Source organism: Carboxylicivirga linearis (genome assembly GCF_018271995.1).
Lineage (GTDB): Bacteria > Bacteroidota > Bacteroidia > Bacteroidales > Marinilabiliaceae > Carboxylicivirga > Carboxylicivirga linearis.
Genome location: NZ_JAGUCO010000007.1, coordinates 108,300 through 126,045, shown reverse-complemented (window position 1 = coordinate 126,045; position 17,746 = coordinate 108,300). Strand labels below are relative to the sequence as shown.

Sequence of the window (17,746 nt, the reverse complement as noted above, 5' to 3'; positions counted from 1 at the left end):
AAAAGGGCTGCAAATATACGAAACTCATCAACAGACAAGTTGATAAACAGGCATTTTTTATAGTTATCTAAAATTTAAACACAAAAAATAAAACTCTTGCCGCGTAGATTGCAAAAAATTATTGCAAATTTGAAGAAACAAACAGGACGGTGAAAATAGAATTTGAAATTGTTTTTATAGGTATTTTAGGTCTTAGTTGGGCTATTCAGGTATTTTATTATTTATGGTTCATGCTAAAGGTTTCACGTTTAAAACCGTCTGCTACCAATCATACAACGCCAAATCTTTCAGTTATTATTTGTGCTAAAAACGAGGCAATAAACCTAAAGAAACACCTCCCGATAATTCTTAATCAAGATTATCCCAACTTTGAGGTAGTTGTTGTGAATGATGCCTCCAGTGATGAATCAGACATGATATTGGCTGAATTAAAAAAATCGCACAACAATTTATACTACACCACCATACCTGAAAATAAACAATTCTATCAAGGCAAAAAACTGGCACTTACATTGGGCGTAAAAGCCGCCAAAAACGAACATTTAGTATTTACCGATGCTGATTGTTATCCCGAATCAGACCAATGGTTAAAAGAGATAAGCAAAGCTTTTGATGACTCGAAAGAAATTGTAATTGGTTATGGAAGGTTTGAAAAGAAAAAGTCTTTATTCAACTTATTCCTGCGATACGAAACTTTTTTTAATACGGTTCAATACATGGGATTTGCCCTTCGTAAGAAACCTTTTATGGCTGTTGGTCGAAATTTAGCTTACAGAAAAAGCCTATTCCAGAAATCAAATGTATTTCAGCAATATTTAAATATCGCTTCGGGTGACGATGATCTTTTTATAAAGGAATGCGCTACACCAACCAACACAACTGTTATAACTAATCTAAGTAGCCAAACCACATCCATACCACCGGTCAACTTTAGTGAGTGGCTAACCCGAAAAGCAAGGCATTTAACTACATCAAAACATTATAAGTTTTCTATCAAATGGTTGCTTACTTTGGAACCATTGAGCAGGCAAATATTTTGGACACTAGGCATTTGTTCACTTTTTTTTCATATTTTTGTACCTATTAGCCTAGGGTTGATTTTATCAAGAATTATTGTTCAGTATATCGTTTTAGCTAAGGCAGGCAAGGCTCTGAGTGAGAAGAATCTATATATATGGAGTATTTTATTTGATGTAGTCATCCCCTTTATTATTGGAAGTGTGTGGCTTCAAAACATGTTTAGTGCAAACAAAAAGAAATGGAAATAAACCCAAATCTATCGGACAAGGCAAAATATGATTTAGAATTGGTAGACAGCGCTGTTAGCGGTGATCAGAAAGCTTTTGCTGAGTTGATGGGACGATATAGAGATGCCATCTATTTCATGTTATTAAAGATGGTTAATAATAAAAGTGATGCCGAAGATCTTACTATTGAAGCTTTCGGTAAAGCCTTTAAAAACATTCATCAGTACTCGCCAAACTATGCTTTTAGTACCTGGTTATTTAAAATTGCCTCCAACAATTGCATTGACTTTCTGAGAAAGAAAAGAAATAATTTAGTATCCATTGATGGTGGAATAACCGAGGATAAAGAAAATGATCAACCCATTCATCTTAAAGATGAAACTCCCGACCCGGAAGAAAATCTGATAAAAGAACAGAAAAAGATTTTAATGCGTACAGTGGTTAAAAAGTTAAAACCACGCTATCGTGTTTTAATTGAACTAAGGTATTTCAAAGAATTCTCGTACGAAGAAATTGCCGAAGAACTTGATTTACCTCTTGGAACAGTAAAGGCACAACTTTTTAGAGCCCGTGAATTACTGTTCAACACTTTAAAAAATTCAGATATCAAATTGGGCTGACACCCGCAAGAAACAACATGGAGTTAATAGAAAAATATTTCCCTCATCTTGATGGTGAGAAAAGGGAAAAACTAAGTTTATTGGGTCAATTATACAACGATTGGAATTCGCGAATCAATGTTATTTCAAGAAAAGACATGGATCACTTTTACGAAAGACATGTCTTACACTCGTTGGCTATTGCACAATACATACAATTTACTGACGAAACACGCATACTGGATGTTGGAACAGGAGGAGGTTTTCCTGGTATACCATTAGCTATAATGTTCCCAAAATGTCAGTTTCAGCTAATTGATTCGATAGGTAAAAAAATTAAAGTAGTAAATGCTGTAGCTAGTGAACTAGGCTTAAATAACGTAAAGGCTGAACAAGTTAGAGTAGAAAACCACCCGCAACAATACGATTTTATAATAAGTAGAGCGGTAACTGCATTTCCTGCTTTTGTAGACCTTTGTAAGAACAAAATTTTACCAAAGAACCATAATGCCATAACCAACGGTATTATATATTTAAAAGGTGGAGATTTTAATCAGGAATTAGAAGAATTTAAAAAGAGAGTATCCGTAACTCCATTGAGTAATTATTTCGAAGAAGAATTTTTTGAGACTAAGAAAATCATTCACCTATCGATGTAAATACTAAAAAGAGTTAATTACCTGAGATAAAATTCCTAAATTTCTTTTGGAAGATAAAAAAAACGATTATTTTTGCAGTCCGAAAAAAGAAGATTAAAGCATTAGTCGTAAGATAAAAATACAAAACGATGAAAAGGACATTTCAACCCTCGAATAGAAAGAGACGTAACAAGCACGGTTTCCGTGAGAGAATGGCATCTGCAAACGGACGTAAAGTATTAGCTTCAAGAAGAGCTAAAGGAAGAAAGAAATTAACTGTTTCCAGCGAAAAAAGACACAAAGCTTAATTAGCTGAAAGCATACTTCAAGATATTAAAAGTAAAGAATCCAGATTGGGTTCTTTACTTTTTTTATGCCCTATGATCAACAAATCGTTTGATTACATTTTTTGTATTACTTTTGGACATCGGTTTACCGATAGATAAAACAACATTCGTAAATGGTGTTGTTCATGTTCAATGATTAACTGAAGTATAAATGTCATTTCTAAAATTTCTTTTCAGCAAAGTGTTTCTTAAAAACCTGGGTATTGCTATTGGAATTATAGCCCTATTGTTGATTGGTACATTTATAACCCTAAATATTTATACGCTGCATGGCGTAACCCAACCAGTACCCGATTGCACCGGTTTAACCCAGAATCAGTTTGAAGAGTTGCTGGAAGAAAAAAACTTCCGCTTTAACATCATCGATTCGGTGCACATTACAGGATTTGCTCCGGGTGCAGTTGTTGAACAACTACCTCAGGCAGGAACACAGGTTAAGAAAAATCGCACCATCCACTTTACGATAAATGCTTATTCGGCTGAAAAAGTACAAGTACCTAATTTAAGTAGTTACTCATTGCGAAGCGCAAAAGCGATTCTTGAATCGTATGGTTTAAAAACCGGTGAACTCATTTATATACCTAGCGAATACACCAATGAGGTACTGGGGCAACATTATAAAGGAAAACCTATTGAGCCAGGCACATCAATAGAGAAAGGCTCTGTTATTGATTTGCTTTTAGGTCAGGGATTAAGTGATAAAAAAACGAATATACCAGACTTAACCGGATTGGCAACTGATGAAGCCCGTCATTTCCTGGTGTCTGTTTCATTAAATTTAGGATCAACTATTTACGACTCAACAGTTGTATCTCAGGACGATTCCTTGTTTGCTTTTATCTGGAAGCAAAAACCAACGGCTGATCCAGGATCACGTATTCCTTTAGGATCATCTATTGATGTTTGGTTAAGTACCGACTCTTCAAAAATACTACCTGACACTTTATCTACAGATAGTCTTTCTTTTGATGCATTGAAAGTTGAACCACCTGTTGAAGAAGAAGAAGCAGGTAATAATTATGAGGAATTTTAAGATGGCTGAAGAAATTCAGAATGAATTTGAGGAACTGGAGGAGAATGGAGAACTTTTCGAGCATTATCGATTTGTTACTGATCCGGGACAGAATCCCTTACGCATTGATAAGTTTTTAGTCAATCGAATCGAAAACGCTTCACGAAATAAGATTCAGGATGCTGCAGCAGCAGGTAATATTAGGGTTAATGACAAACCAGTAAAGGCAAATTACAAAATAAAAGCCAACGAGGTTATTACCATTGTAATGTCTTATCCTCCGCGCGAGATTGAGATTATAGCTGAAGATATTCCTTTGGATATTGTATACGAGGATGACGATTTAATTGTATTGAATAAAAAACCGGGCATGGTAGTTCATCCGGGACACGGAAACTACACAGGTACTATGGTAAATGCATTGGCTTATCACCTCAAGGATCTACCTATATTCAATTCTGAAGATCCTCGTCCCGGTTTAGTGCATCGCATCGACAAAGACACATCAGGACTTTTAGTTATTGCTAAAACCGAAGAAGCTAAAAACTTTTTAGCTCGTCAATTCTTCGAAAAAACTTCGAAACGCACCTATCGGGCTATCGTGTGGGGACAACCAAAAGAAGACGAAGGTACCATTGTTGGTAACATTGGCCGCAGCCTGAAAGACCGAAAGCAGATGGCCGTTTTTGAAGATGGAGAGCGTGGTAAGCATGCTGTTACTCACTATACCGTTTTAGAGCGCCTGGGTTATGTTTCGTTGGTTGAGTGCCGTTTAGAAACAGGCCGAACACATCAGATAAGGGTGCACATGAAACACATTGGTCATCCGCTATTTAATGATGAACGCTACGGTGGAGATCAAATACTAAAAGGCACCACCTTTACCAAATACAAACAATTTGTTCAAAACTGTTTTAACATTTTACCTCGTCAGGCTCTTCATGCCAAAACATTAGGCTTTGTTCATCCAACAACCAAAGAATTTATGTCGTTTGATTCGGAGTTACCTGATGACATGGTGCAGGCTCTTGAAAAATGGAGAGGTTACATTGCCGGACGAGACCTCGATTAAGTATTCCATTATATGTTATTATGAAGAAAAATATTGGCATTATTTATGGCGGGTACTCTTCTGAAATTGTAGTATCTGAAAAGAGTAAAGACGGTGTTTTATCTTTTATTGATGAAACCATTTACAACCGTTATCCTATTTTAATCACCAAAGAAAAGTGGTGCGCAGTAATTGATGGGAATGAATATCCTATTGATAAAAATGATTTCAGCTTTCAAATGAATGGAAGCAAAATCACTATTGATTGTGCCTATATCACCATACATGGTACCCCGGGTGAAGACGGATTACTGCAGGGCTACCTGAAGATGCTTAATATTCCTCATAGCACCTGCGATGTTGAGCCTGCTGCTATCTCATTCAATAAATTTACGTGTAATACCTATTTAAAAGGTTTTGGTGTAGCGGTGGCCGACTCGGTTCTTCTTCGTAAAGGACACGAATACAATGCAGAGGGTATAGTTGAACAGTTGGGACTACCATTATTTGTTAAACCCAATGCAGGTGGATCGAGTTTTGGCATTAGCAAAGTAAAAGAATCAAATGAGTTAACACCTTCCATTGCCAAAGCTTTTACCGAAAGTAATGAAGTAATTATTGAACAATTTATTTCAGGTACCGAAGTAACATGTGGCCTCTATAAAACCTTAAATAAGGAAGTTAAACTCCCCATTACTGAAGTAGTAAGCAAGAACGAGTTTTTTGATTTTGAAGCCAAATATACAGCCGAAAAAGTTGAAGAAATAACTCCTGCCCGCATCGAAGATAAAGTCAGGGATAGAATTCAATCAATATCATCCCTTATTTATGATATTTTAGGCTGTAAGGGTATTGTTAGAATTGATTATATTATTTCGGATAATAAAATTTACTTATTGGAAGTAAACACAACACCAGGAATGACAGTAACCAGCTTTATTCCACAACAAATTGCCGCGGCCGGATTAGATATCAAAGATGTTTTTTCTGAGATTATCGAGGATCAAATTGCAAGACAATAACAATTAAAAATATTGTACGTGAGGCCATCTCAATAGATGGTCTTTTTTTGTTTTAAATTCCAATTGGACATGTATTTTAGAAAAAAAGAAAGACTGAACAACATCAATGCTGAACAGCCTTTCTTGTACTTTAATATATAACTCTTAATAATAATTCTGAGCTCCGGTTGTACTGTAGGTAGTAATCAAAATAGATCCTTTTCCTTGTTTATTTTTCTTCTTCTTAGCTTTACCGTATACTACTATCATACCTTTTTCCGACTCACATTCAAAGGCTAAGTCTTCTTTTGAATTATTTAGTTTGAGCTTGATCTTTCCTTCGGTAGTTTTTATATTCGAAGAAGCAGTAAACTCAACTCTGGTACCAATTACTTCTCCTTTTCCTGAAGTAATATCAAAGACTCCTTTCACATTAAATAAGTTCAGACTACCTGCTCCAGAGAAGGAAGTAATGTTACCTGTTGCATCTGATAGCTTTATTGAGCCCGAATTGGATTTTAATTTTATATCTCCCTGAATATTTTTCATAGTGAGGTTGCCGTCAGTTGTTTCCCCTTTACAATTGCCTTCCACATTTTCAATAATCAAACTTCCACTGTATGAAACAATTTCAGCATTTCCTTTAATATTATTAATTGTTTGAGCACCTCCTTTACTTGAAGTCTCAATATCACCAGTAATATTATCAACCGTAATAGTAGCTGATTTGGTTGATAAGTCAGCACTTCCTTCCAGATTGCTAACTTTAATTTTGCCTGATTTTGATTCAGCTTTAACCTTTGCATTTTTAAAGCCGGCCAATGTTATATAACCAGAACTTGTCACTACATCAATATTTACTCCATCAGGTAAAGTTACAGTTACAAAGCCTGAGTGAGAACTCCAGCCTGAGGAAGGCTTATTAACATCAACTGTTAACACACCATCTGTCACCTTCATCGCCACATCGTAATTATCCAACTCTTTATTAGCTGATAACTCTGCAGTCACATTAACCTTGTCTCCTTTTTGAAATTCAACTTTACAAAAATCTCCACTGATTTTAACAGCCGAAACCTGGTCAAAATCCTTGCTACCTTCATAAACCTTCTGTAATCCTTGAGCTGAAACAACAGTAGTAGCAATCATCACTACTAAAAGAAAGTACAATTTTCTCATATTAAAATATTATTACAATTTGATTTCTGCTGTTGTGTTACGCCACTATTTCAATAAAGTTTCCGGTTTTTGACAATAAAAAAATCCCGCTGTCAAACAACGGGATTTCGGTATTCGTTAAGTTCTTTTTATAAATAACTTTCAATTGGAGCACAGCTACAAACCAGATTTCTATCGCCATAAGCATCGTCAACTCTGGCCACATCAATCCAAAACTTGTTTTCTCTGATCCAGTCTAACGGATAAGCTGCTTTTTCGCGTCCATAAGAATGATTCCACTCATCAGATACTACCTTATAAGCTGGATGAGGAGCATTTTTCAATACATTATCATCCTTATCTACCGTTCCATTCTCAACCTCTTTTATTTCTGCATAAATCGATTTCATAGCTGAGATAAAACGATCTAACTCCTGCAGCGATTCACTCTCTGTTGGCTCTACCATTAAAGTACCATGAACCGGGAATGATAAAGTTGGCGCATGAAAACCATAGTCCATCAAACGCTTGGCAATATCAGTTTCTGTAATACCCGATGAAGCTTTAAAATGGCGACATTCCAAAATCATCTCATGAGCCACACGACCATTAGAACCCGTATAAAGAATTCCGTAATCATCCATTAATGATGAGGCCATATAGTTAGCATTTAGAATTGCCATCTCGGTAGATTTTTTCAATCCCTCGGCACCCAACATTTTGATGTAACCATAAGTTATTGGCAAAACACTAGCACTTCCCCAAGGTGCAGCTGCAACAGCAGTAATACCTTTGCGCTCATTATCAATAACGGGATGCTGTGGTAAGAAATCGACTAAATGAGAAGCCACACCAATTGGTCCAACTCCAGGTCCGCCTCCACCATGAGGGATCGCAAATGTTTTATGAAGATTCAGATGGCAAACATCAGCACCAATACGTCCAGGACTGGTAAAACCTACCTGAGCATTCATATTAGCTCCATCCATGTAAACCTGACCTCCATTATCATGAATAATCTGGCAAACTTCAATGATTGACTCTTCAAACACACCATGCGTAGAAGGATAAGTCACCATCAGACATGATAAAGTATCTTTGTTGGCCTCTGCTTTTTCGCGCAAGTCTGCCACATCAATATTTCCTTTTTCATCACATTTTACCACAACCACTTTCATACCAGCCATAACAGCACTGGCAGGGTTGGTTCCGTGCGCTGACGAAGGAATAATAGCAACATTACGCTGCTCATCACCTCTACTTTTATGATACTCCTGAATAACCATCAACCCGGCATATTCACCAGCTGCCCCTGAGTTAGGTTGCAAACTAACATCAGCAAAACCTGTAATCTCCGATAAATCCTGACGTAATTCGTCCATCATTAAATGATATCCGGCAGCCTGATCTTTTGGAATAAACGGATGTAAACCGTTAAACTCAATCCAGCTTAGTGGTAACATTTCTGTGGCTGCATTCAATTTCATTGTACACGATCCTAATGAAATCATGGAATGAGTCAGTGAAATATCTTTCCGTTCTAATTTCTTTATATAACGTACCATTTCAGCTTCAGAATGATACTTCTTAAATATATCCTGAGCTAAGAAGTCAGACGTCCTTTTATGTTCTTCTTTAACATTTGAATCAGAACCAATAGCTTCTATCCTTGGTACATCTCTGCCAGCCGCTTTGGCAAACACCTCAACAATCCAGTTAATATCATCAAGGTTGGTTGTTTCATCAATGCTGATTCCTACATCTCCGTTATCAAAATAGCGGAAATTCATTTCCAGCTTTAAACTGTACCTTTCAACATATTCAACCTTTACTCCTTCAGGTAATTCAATCCGGATAGTATCAAAAAAATCGTTATTCACTTGCTTATAACCCAACTTCTCCACTTCTTGCGCTATTTGATAAGCAATGGAGTGAACACGCTCAGCTATGCGTGTGATTCCTTCTTTTCCATGATAAACAGCATAGAAACCAGCCATAGTGGCTAATAATGCCTGAGCTGTACAAATATTGGAAGTAGCGCGCTCACGCTTGATATGTTGTTCGCGGGTTTGAAGCGCCATACGTAAAGCACGACGACCATTGGCATCTTTGGTAACACCAATAATTCGACCCGGTAACTGACGTTTCAATTCTTCTTTAGTGGCAAAAAAAGCTGCATGAGGTCCACCATAGCCCATTGGAATACCAAAACGCTGAGTGGTACCAAAAACAACATCAGCTCGCCACTCTCCCGGAGGAGTTAACAATGCTAATGAGAGCAAATCAGCAGCAACAGCCACTTTACAATCTTTTGAGTGGGCTTTTTCAGTGATTTCTTTATAATCCTCAACCGATCCGTTTGAATCAGGATATTGCATCATAATTCCAAACACCTCATCATTACATTCAAAATCATGCACATTACCAAATTGTAATTCAATGCCCAAAGGCTTTGCTCTGGTAATTAACACTTCTTTGGTTTGAGGCCACATTTTTTCATCAGCAAAAAAGGTATTAACCTCAGCTTTCACTTGCTTTCTGCTTCTGGCATTAAAAAGCATAATCATAGCCTCAGCTGCAGCTGTAGCTTCATCAAGTAACGATGCATTAGCAATCTCCATCCCTGTCATTTCAGTTACAACGGTCTGGAAATTCAACAATGCCTCCAGGCGACCTTGCGAAATCTCAGCCTGATAAGGTGTATAAGATGTATACCAAACCGGATTTTCAAGCACATTACGTAAGATTACTGCCGGAGTAATCACATCGTAATATCCCATTCCGATGTAGGTATTGTAGACCTTATTTAATTGGGCAATATCATGTATTTTTCTAAAATACTGACGCTCAGTTAATCCTTTGGTAATATTCAGTGGTTTCTCCAACCTGATGGACGCAGGTATAGTCTGGTCGATTAATTCTTCAACAGATGAAACGCCTATTCGATTCAGCATTGTATCAATCTCATAATCTCTAGGACCAATGTGACGAGAGACAAACTTATCAGTTGCCATAGTTAAAATTTTATATCTATTTGGTGTTACTTCTTTTATCTATTCACCTTGTAAATTGAAGAATAAATCGGATAAATTTCAATGACTTTTGCCATCTTCTATACACCTTTCTTCAGAAATGCTTTGTATTCTGCGTCAACTCAAACAATTCTTTTCACGAATAATTGAATTTTACGATACTAAAAAAGGATTACTACTTTTTTCTCTTCCAACAGTTGTGGATGGTCCGTGCCCGGGGAATAGCTGAACGTCCTCATCCAAAGTAAGTATTTTACTCTTTAGATGACTGATTAATGTATCAAAGTCGCCCCCCGGCAAATCAGTTCGTCCAATACTTCCTTGAAAAATAGAATCTCCTACAATTGCAATTTTATCTTCTTTACTATAAAAAGTAATTCCTCCAGGAGAATGCCCCGGAACGGTTATTACCTCTAACGATGAATTTCCAAACTGTACAACATCTCCTTCGTTCAAATAGTTTGAAATGGCCGGAGGATTTTTATCCACCTCAACTCCAAACTGAGCAGCATAGCTTACTGTTTGATCAATCAAAAACTCGTCTCCTTGATTCGCTTCCAGCCCCAAATCATATTTTTCAGCTATAAAAGCTGATCCAAAAACATGATCGAGATGTAAGTGTGTTTGCAACAATTTAACCGGTTTGTATCCATTGGTTTCAATAAACTCAGCAACCGATTTTCTTTCCTCGGTTGTTAAACATCCCGGATCAATAATAACGCACTCTTTCGTTTCGTCCGAAAGAATATATGTATTTTCCTGCCACATATTAATTGGCAGTGTATCTACTTTTATCATATTAGTTTATTTAATTTACGGTTCCTTTTAACATAGGTACAAAAGCGCATTGCCCAACCTGTTCCTGTTCAAAATCGTCTTCAGTCAAACGCTTAATTCGCATCATTGTTTGCTGTTTGTCGCCAACGGGTATTACCATTATTCCCCCTATTTTCATCTGAAGCAATAGTTTCTCAGGAATAAAGGGAGCACCTGCCGTAACAATTATTTTATCAAAGGGAGCAAAGGATGGTAATCCTTCATATCCATCGCCCAAAAAGAAACGCCCCCTGTAGCCTATTTGTTTCAATAAATTGTTCGATCTGACATATAATTCTTTTTGCCTTTCAATGGAAAAGAGCTTCACCCCCATTTGAATCAAAACAGCTGCCTGATATCCTGATCCGGTGCCAACCTCCAAAATCAAATCACCTTGTTTTACATTTAGTAATTGCGACTGCAAACCAACAGTATAAGGTTGAGAAATTGTTTGACCGGCAGCTATCGGAAATGCCTTATCCTGATATGCAAATGAAACAAAACTACTATCTAAGAACAAGTGTCTGGGAACTTTACCAATAGCCTCTAATACATGTTTATCTTTAATACCTTTACCTATAAGTTCCTGCACCAATCGCTGACGCATACCCTTATGTCTGAACGAATCCATCATCTCCATAGAAAGCAAAATTAATTTTTTTTAACTTTCCGGAAATATTTATCAAGAACATTCGTTAACCTTTTTATGGGGGGTAATTTTAAGATATCGAAAAAATCGATCAACCTATATTTTCTGATAAATGATATTATTATAATCATTTTGTCAGCTATCTATTCCGTTTATATTCTTAAACGCGATTTACCGTCATTTTCGACAGAATTTGCGCAAACCATTCAGTCCTTGCTTAATCAGGGAACTGTAGTTGTTCTTTTAAGCTTTTACATGCTATTTATCTTATATCTCACCGGACTTTACCGAAACAAGATTAACCTATCAATATCTAGCCATTTATCTAAGACATTCAGTGGCTTAGGCATAGCTTACATAAGCTTATTTGCATACTTTTATGGTTTATTTAATCTGTTTTCATTTGCCAATGTTTGGAATACATTTTTGATGCTTTTTGCGACTACATTTTTTAGCATTAACATACCTCACATTTTACTGATTCTTCTGTTAAGATTATTAATGCACAAGGGGTATTGGGGTATTAAAACTATTTTAATTGGATCGAACGGAATATTAACCAAAACAGAAGAAGAACTATCTAGACTGAGTGGTTTAAGCGGCAACAACATTACTAACGTAATTAGAATTGAAGATATAAAATTAGACAAACAGGATATTGCTATTAGTTTTAATGAAGCTGAAAAATTAATTAATGAGCATCAACCTGAAGAGATTATTATTGCAGTTCCTTCAACAAAAGAAAAGTTAATTACCAACTTAATTGCTGTTGCCAAAATGCGAGACATCTCTATTAAATTGATTCCGGATATGGAATCAGTTGTTAAAGGTTTTGCTAAAATTAACGCATTAATAGCCCCACCATATGTAGCTGTCAACAAAAAAGAAATGCCTGTTTGGCAAGAGTTTATTAAAAGAATTATTGATATAACAATATCTATCGTAGGACTTGTTCTTTTACTTCCATTTTTCCCGTTTATTGTATGGGGGATTAAAAAAAGTTCAGATGGCCCCGTATTTTATCAGCAAGAAAGAATTGGAAAAAATGGCAAACCTTTTAATATTATCAAATTTCGATCGATGATTGTGAATGCCGAAGCCAAAGGACCTGCTTTATCATCAACTAATGATTGCAGGGTAACATCATTTGGCAGGTTTTTAAGGCGCTGGAGAATTGATGAAACGCCACAATTTATCAATGTTTTAATTGGAAATATGTCCATTGTGGGTCCACGGCCTGAAAGATCGTTTTATATCAATGAAATATCTAAAAAAGTACCTTTGTACAGCGAAATTCTTCAATGTCGTCCTGGCATTACATCGCTTGGCATGGTTAAATTTGGGTATGCCGAAAACATTGAGCAAATGATTAAACGATTAAATTACGACATTTTATACATGGATAATATTTCACTGTGGATCGATTTTAAAATACTGATTTATACTTTTAAAACTCTAATTAGTGGTGAAGGAAAATAAAGAGGTGAATCCATTTGACTCACCTCTTTTCGTTTTAGTATTTTACAATTTTAGAATACGACACACTGCTTGCATTAGCAACTTTAATCAAATACTGACCTTTTGCTAATTCATTTAACTGCAAGGTAATTTTCTCCTCATTAAATCGTTTCTTTTTAACACATACACCCGAAATGGAATAAATCTCCATTGTTTTTTCTCCACCCAGATCTGTTTCAATTCTTAATGCTGTTGAAAAAGGATTAGGATAACAATTGATAAGTTTTGCCTTATAAGTATTTTCATCATCTTCAATAGATGTATTTGTATCAAAACCAGTTAGCTTCTTCTGGCTGTATACAACATATTCGCCCGGTTGAAAAGTTAATGGTACATCAACATCTGATACGTATATACTATCATTTAAAATGTTGTTATACCACCATCCTTCGGTACTAAAGTATGGACAGACTACCTGTGCTGTAACTCCAAAATTAGCAGCTACCCTCACATCTGTTCCTGACATATTTAAAGCAATCTTTTTTACATCGCCCGATACATCCATTGTGAAATCGGCTGTATTAAAAACTTCTTCACCTATTTTAATATCAATCATGCGTTTATACACATCAAATAATCGCTTTCTGTTTTCTTCATCCTGATACTCCCAAACAGGTGGTTTTTGTGCCAAACGACATGCATCATCAACGGTTCCGTCGGTACAACGATTAATACTTAAATCGAAACCTAACTCACCAAACTGCCATATCATCTTAGGTCCCGGAGTACTAAAAAAGATTGCTGCAGCAGCTTCCATTCTTTTTAAGGCAATGTCTTCATCCGAAGTATCATAATCACCTTCTGAATTACCATACAGCTTATTTTTATACATTAATCGTTCTTCATCATGACTCTCCATATAATTAACTACTTGCGGTGAATCCCAGCCACGGGCAACATACGATGTCCAACTTAAATCAGAATCATATCCCATGGTAGCTTCATTATAAGCATGATTGGCATTCCCCCAAAGCATAATGCCATAATTGGCTAATATGGTTTCTTCATCGTTATCTGATAAATGTTCAAAAATTACATATGCATCCGATTTCCGCTTCCAGATTTCATCAGTCATACGCTGCAAAATTGCTATGCGACTATCATCCTTAGGACTTGCCCAACTACTTTCACCGTATTCTGTATTAGTAAAGCCTTTAGTAAAATCAAAGCGAAATCCGTCTATCTTATATTCATTCATCCAAAATGAACAAATACTATCAACCAAGGCCTGTGTTTCCAGGCTTTCATGATTAAAATCGTATCCCCACTGTGCATCCGGATTCTTCATATTATGCTCAACGTTGTACCATGGATTTTCAGCGGTTGGTTTTTCGCCATCAAAATACATTTGTACTAAAGGCGATTGACCAAAGGAATGATTCAAAACCATATCCATTATTACGGCAATTCCGTTTTTATGACACTCATTGATAAAGGTTTTATAATCAACAGCAGTACCATAAGCCTTATCGGTTGCAAAATAGAAAGATGGATTATACCCCCAACTGTCATTGCCTTCAAACTCGTTAAAAGGCATCAACTCAATAGCATTAACACCCAAACGTTTCAAATAAGACAATGTATCGGTAACGGTTTTAATATCCTGATCTTCTGTGAAATCACGAATCAACATTTCGTAAATAACCAGCGTTTCTTTATCGGGAGCTACAAAATTATCTGCATCCCAATTAAAATTATCAATTGTTGTACTGAAAACGCTTGTTATTCCATCTGTTTTACCGACTGGATAATCTTTTAAATTAGGATAAATTCGATCTGGTATATATTGATCATTCCAGGGATCAAGAATCTTATTGGTATAAGGATCTGCTATTTTCAGGTTTCCATCCATCCAATATTGATAAGCATATTCAGTATCCACAGAAAGACCATTAAGTGTCAACCAAAAATAATCACCATCTTTTTTCATCAGATAATTACTGGCAGGCGTCCAATCATTAAAATCACCCATCAGGTATACATACTCTTTATAAGGAGCATAGATAACCGCAGTAACAGAACTGTCGTCAATTCTGTTGATTCCCCGGCTCAATCCTTCTGGCATTGGTTCTTCAACAGGCGTTCCCCTGGTATAAAGAGTTACGTTATCTTCAACAATATTTGTTCCTGAAGAAGCAACAGCTTTAATGGAATATGAATCTTCAGTAACATTAACCAAGGTATACGAGATTGATGTACTGGTTGTGGATTCTATCTCAACATCATTTATAAACAATGACAATTGATCACTTAATATTGAATTGACATTTACTACAACATCTTCTCCCACAGGAATCAAACTCTTGTCGAGTGGCGATTCTATTGAAACAGCTAACACCTCATCAGAGACGTCCACAAAAATATCGCTTCCCCCGGTATCTTTTCCTTCTTTTGAACCATCCTCATTTCTGAAAACAAAAGCCATCTTCAGAATTTTCTCCCCATCTGGAACGCCATAAAATACTTTTATAGAAGGAGAAATGGTTAGAGTGTATTGATTACTCCCTATCTTTGTTAACTTACAATCTGCTATATTCTCATCCCAATCAGCCTTAACATATTTCCAGTCGCTATCACTGGAACTTTGATCGGTAATTACACCCGTATAAGCATATATATCACCTGAATAATCCTCTAACCCTGCAGAGCCTCTATCAGCATAAAAAGTGATTAAAACCTGATTGGTTTCAACAGGAATTGCCGGATCGGATGTGACCACCTGAGCTCCTGCCCATTGAATCAGAAATATTAATATTCCGAAAAAGTAAACTTTTTTCATCTCTCTATTTTAAATAATTTCTCGTAATCGTTAAGCGGCATCCAAACCGATGCTCCTCTTTCTGCAATATTTATTGATAGTTCTTGATTGTCGACCCAAACCTTTTCATTTGGATTTAATACATTTATAAAACACTTCTGCTCTTCGCAATTAAAAAAGCGGGCAAGATTTATTGGATTCTCCTGTGATATTGGATTTGCAATGATCAGAACTGCACCATTGTATTGTTCAACTCCTTTTCTGAAAACCACATATTTCTCTTTATCAATCAACGAACTATCAGTAATAACTTCTCCATCCAGAATTGACCTTACTTTTAGTAATCCCTCAATAACATCAGGTAAATTATCATTCGCCTTAACCGTATGTTTTTTGGTATGAAAATCGGTTTGAACCGTCGGGAACAAATGTGAATAAAAAATACATGGTTTAGGCTGATGAAACAAAATATAGGAATAAGCCATTGACCAGTCTTTGGTAATCCATTTATCATGCTCCTTTCCTGTATCATGATTTTCAGCAAAAGTAACAATCCTATCTGCTGGCAAATGCGAGATCAATCCGGCATTAAGCAATTGTTGCATTTCAAACATACCAAGAGTATCGTTGCACATATCGGTCAGCACCTTCTTTAAAGGAAAATCAAATGACTTTACTTTAGCTATGTTACCACTGTTTATGGCCTTATTCCAATCAGCAATTTGATGAACTGAATTGGTAAAAAACTCTGTTACACAAAATGCAGAATCAGGTATCACTTTATTAGTCCAATCCTTTATAAATTGAACCTCTATACCATTCACAAAATCCAATCGAAACCCATCGTATCTAACTTCTTCCAACAACCATTGCCCCCATTCAGTCAATTGCCTTTGTACATTTTTACTCTGATGATCAAAATCGTGTCCAAACAACTTTGAATTAGCAACAATTCCACCGGTATCAGGGTAATTAACCAGGTAATCATCTTCGCTAGAAGGATGAAAATCACCATAAGTCCAATTTACCTTTCCCGACATTGGTTTGATTCCGGTATATGAATAAACCTCCCAGTTCAATTCATTACCAGCTTCATCTATTATTGATGAAATAGTTAATCCGTTAGTCTGATCACCCCATTCCATATCCTCCTCCAAAACCTCAAGTTGAAACCATAGTTTCATTTTTGAATTTCGGTTTATCCTATACTGTATCTCTACATCTTTAGAAACAACACCTTCCCAAAAACCATAAGGATTATTTTTTGTTAGTATTGGATGAAATAGTTGAGAGGCATTATTCATAGATGGATCATCAGAAACCTTAAGTCGAAATCCAGATCTAAGCTTGCTGTTAACTGTATTTTTAAGTTTTATAACAATTCCTTGATTGGGTTTTAAATCAACCGCAAACCTTAATTCATTTACCGGGTATCCTACTGTTTTTTTACTTCGTGTAAGAAGATAATTCTTTAAAACAGGATTTTCCTCCAAATCTTTTAGCTGAAATGAGTACAGATGATTTAGTACTGCATCAGCATAAACCTCAATTCCTTTTTTATGAGCATGTTCTATAAGTCTATCAAGGTCCTTTCGGGTACCAAATCGGGTACTTATTGTTCCTATTTGATCAATATCTCCTAAATCATAATGATCATAAACCCCATAACCCATATCGTAAATTCCCCAGTTGCCCTTTGAGGGAGGAGGAGACCAGATTCCAGTTATGCCTATTTGCTCAAGGTAAGTAAGTTTTGAATCAAGATTATTATACCATATTCCTTCTTTTGCCTCACTATTGACAGGCACATCCCAATAAAACCCTTGAAGTATGACTTGAGAATGCATTAATGAACTTAGCATTAAAAAAAGAATTAATATAATAGTTCTCATTTTCTTAAAGCAAGAAAAGGCTGTCCTA

General features: G+C 36.2%; 14 protein-coding genes. 8 read left to right on the top strand and 6 right to left on the bottom strand.

Annotated features, from left to right (window positions below; translation table 11 throughout):
* Positions 1-149: 149 nt before the first annotated feature.
* From KEM10_RS11770 to KEM10_RS11740, 7 genes are all read left to right on the top strand, one after another.
* A complete protein-coding gene (locus KEM10_RS11770; RefSeq protein ID WP_212216201.1) occupies positions 150-1,268 on the top strand; it encodes a glycosyltransferase in 1,119 nt (372 codons plus the stop codon).
* On the top strand, positions 1,259-1,867 hold the full coding sequence (locus tag KEM10_RS11765) for an RNA polymerase sigma factor (protein ID WP_212216200.1): 609 nt from the start codon (positions 1,259-1,261) through the stop codon (positions 1,865-1,867). The genes KEM10_RS11770 and KEM10_RS11765 overlap by 10 nt, the downstream gene beginning before the upstream one ends.
* 17 nt (positions 1,868-1,884) lie before the next feature.
* Positions 1,885-2,505, top strand: coding sequence for a 16S rRNA (guanine(527)-N(7))-methyltransferase RsmG (rsmG, locus tag KEM10_RS11760; RefSeq protein ID WP_212216199.1), 621 nt, complete (start codon positions 1,885-1,887; stop codon positions 2,503-2,505).
* Positions 2,506-2,633: 128 nt separating this feature from the next.
* On the top strand, positions 2,634-2,792 hold the full coding sequence (rpmH, locus tag KEM10_RS11755; protein ID WP_212216198.1) for a 50S ribosomal protein L34: 159 nt from the start codon (positions 2,634-2,636) through the stop codon (positions 2,790-2,792).
* A gap of 190 nt (positions 2,793-2,982) precedes the next feature.
* Positions 2,983-3,864: a PASTA domain-containing protein gene (locus KEM10_RS11750; RefSeq protein WP_212216197.1), complete on the top strand. Its 882-nt coding sequence runs from the start codon at positions 2,983-2,985 to the stop codon at positions 3,862-3,864.
* Positions 3,851-4,915, top strand: coding sequence for an RluA family pseudouridine synthase (locus tag KEM10_RS11745; RefSeq protein ID WP_212216196.1), 1,065 nt, complete (start codon positions 3,851-3,853; stop codon positions 4,913-4,915). Before KEM10_RS11750 ends, KEM10_RS11745 begins: the two co-directional genes overlap by 14 nt.
* A gap of 20 nt (positions 4,916-4,935) precedes the next feature.
* Positions 4,936-5,916 carry a D-alanine--D-alanine ligase gene (locus KEM10_RS11740; protein WP_212216195.1) on the top strand — a complete coding sequence of 327 codons (981 nt, stop codon included), beginning with the start codon at positions 4,936-4,938 and terminating at the stop codon, positions 5,914-5,916.
* A gap of 144 nt (positions 5,917-6,060) precedes the next feature.
* On the opposite strand, the gene KEM10_RS11735 is transcribed toward KEM10_RS11740, so the two are convergent.
* The 4 genes from KEM10_RS11735 to KEM10_RS11720 form a co-directional block, all read right to left on the bottom strand.
* Complete coding sequence (locus KEM10_RS11735) at positions 6,061-7,074, bottom strand: DUF4097 family beta strand repeat-containing protein (RefSeq protein ID WP_212216194.1); 1,014 nt, start codon at positions 7,072-7,074, stop codon at positions 6,061-6,063.
* A 128-nt stretch (positions 7,075-7,202) separates the two neighbouring features.
* On the bottom strand, positions 7,203-10,067 hold the full coding sequence (gene gcvP / locus KEM10_RS11730; protein WP_212216193.1) for an aminomethyl-transferring glycine dehydrogenase: 2,865 nt from the start codon (positions 10,065-10,067) through the stop codon (positions 7,203-7,205).
* 171 nt (positions 10,068-10,238) lie between these two features.
* The gene (locus KEM10_RS11725; RefSeq protein WP_212216192.1) at positions 10,239-10,883 is read right to left on the bottom strand and encodes an MBL fold metallo-hydrolase; all 645 of its coding nucleotides are present in this window, start codon (positions 10,881-10,883) and stop codon (positions 10,239-10,241) included.
* A gap of 10 nt (positions 10,884-10,893) precedes the next feature.
* Positions 10,894-11,541: a protein-L-isoaspartate(D-aspartate) O-methyltransferase gene (locus KEM10_RS11720; protein WP_212216191.1), complete on the bottom strand. Its 648-nt coding sequence runs from the start codon at positions 11,539-11,541 to the stop codon at positions 10,894-10,896.
* A gap of 66 nt (positions 11,542-11,607) precedes the next feature.
* On the opposite strand from KEM10_RS11720, the gene KEM10_RS11715 reads away from it, so the two are divergent.
* Positions 11,608-13,029 carry a sugar transferase gene (locus KEM10_RS11715; RefSeq protein WP_212216190.1) on the top strand — a complete coding sequence of 474 codons (1,422 nt, stop codon included), beginning with the start codon at positions 11,608-11,610 and terminating at the stop codon, positions 13,027-13,029.
* Between the two features lie 34 nt (positions 13,030-13,063).
* On the opposite strand, the gene KEM10_RS11710 is transcribed toward KEM10_RS11715, so the two are convergent.
* On the bottom strand, positions 13,064-15,847 hold the full coding sequence (locus tag KEM10_RS11710) for an alpha-amylase family glycosyl hydrolase (RefSeq protein ID WP_212216189.1): 2,784 nt from the start codon (positions 15,845-15,847) through the stop codon (positions 13,064-13,066).
* Entirely contained in the window at positions 15,844-17,688 is a 1,845-nt protein-coding gene (locus KEM10_RS11705; protein WP_212216188.1) for an alpha-amylase family glycosyl hydrolase, read from the bottom strand. Before KEM10_RS11705 ends, KEM10_RS11710 begins: the two co-directional genes overlap by 4 nt.
* Positions 17,689-17,746 lie beyond the last annotated feature (58 nt).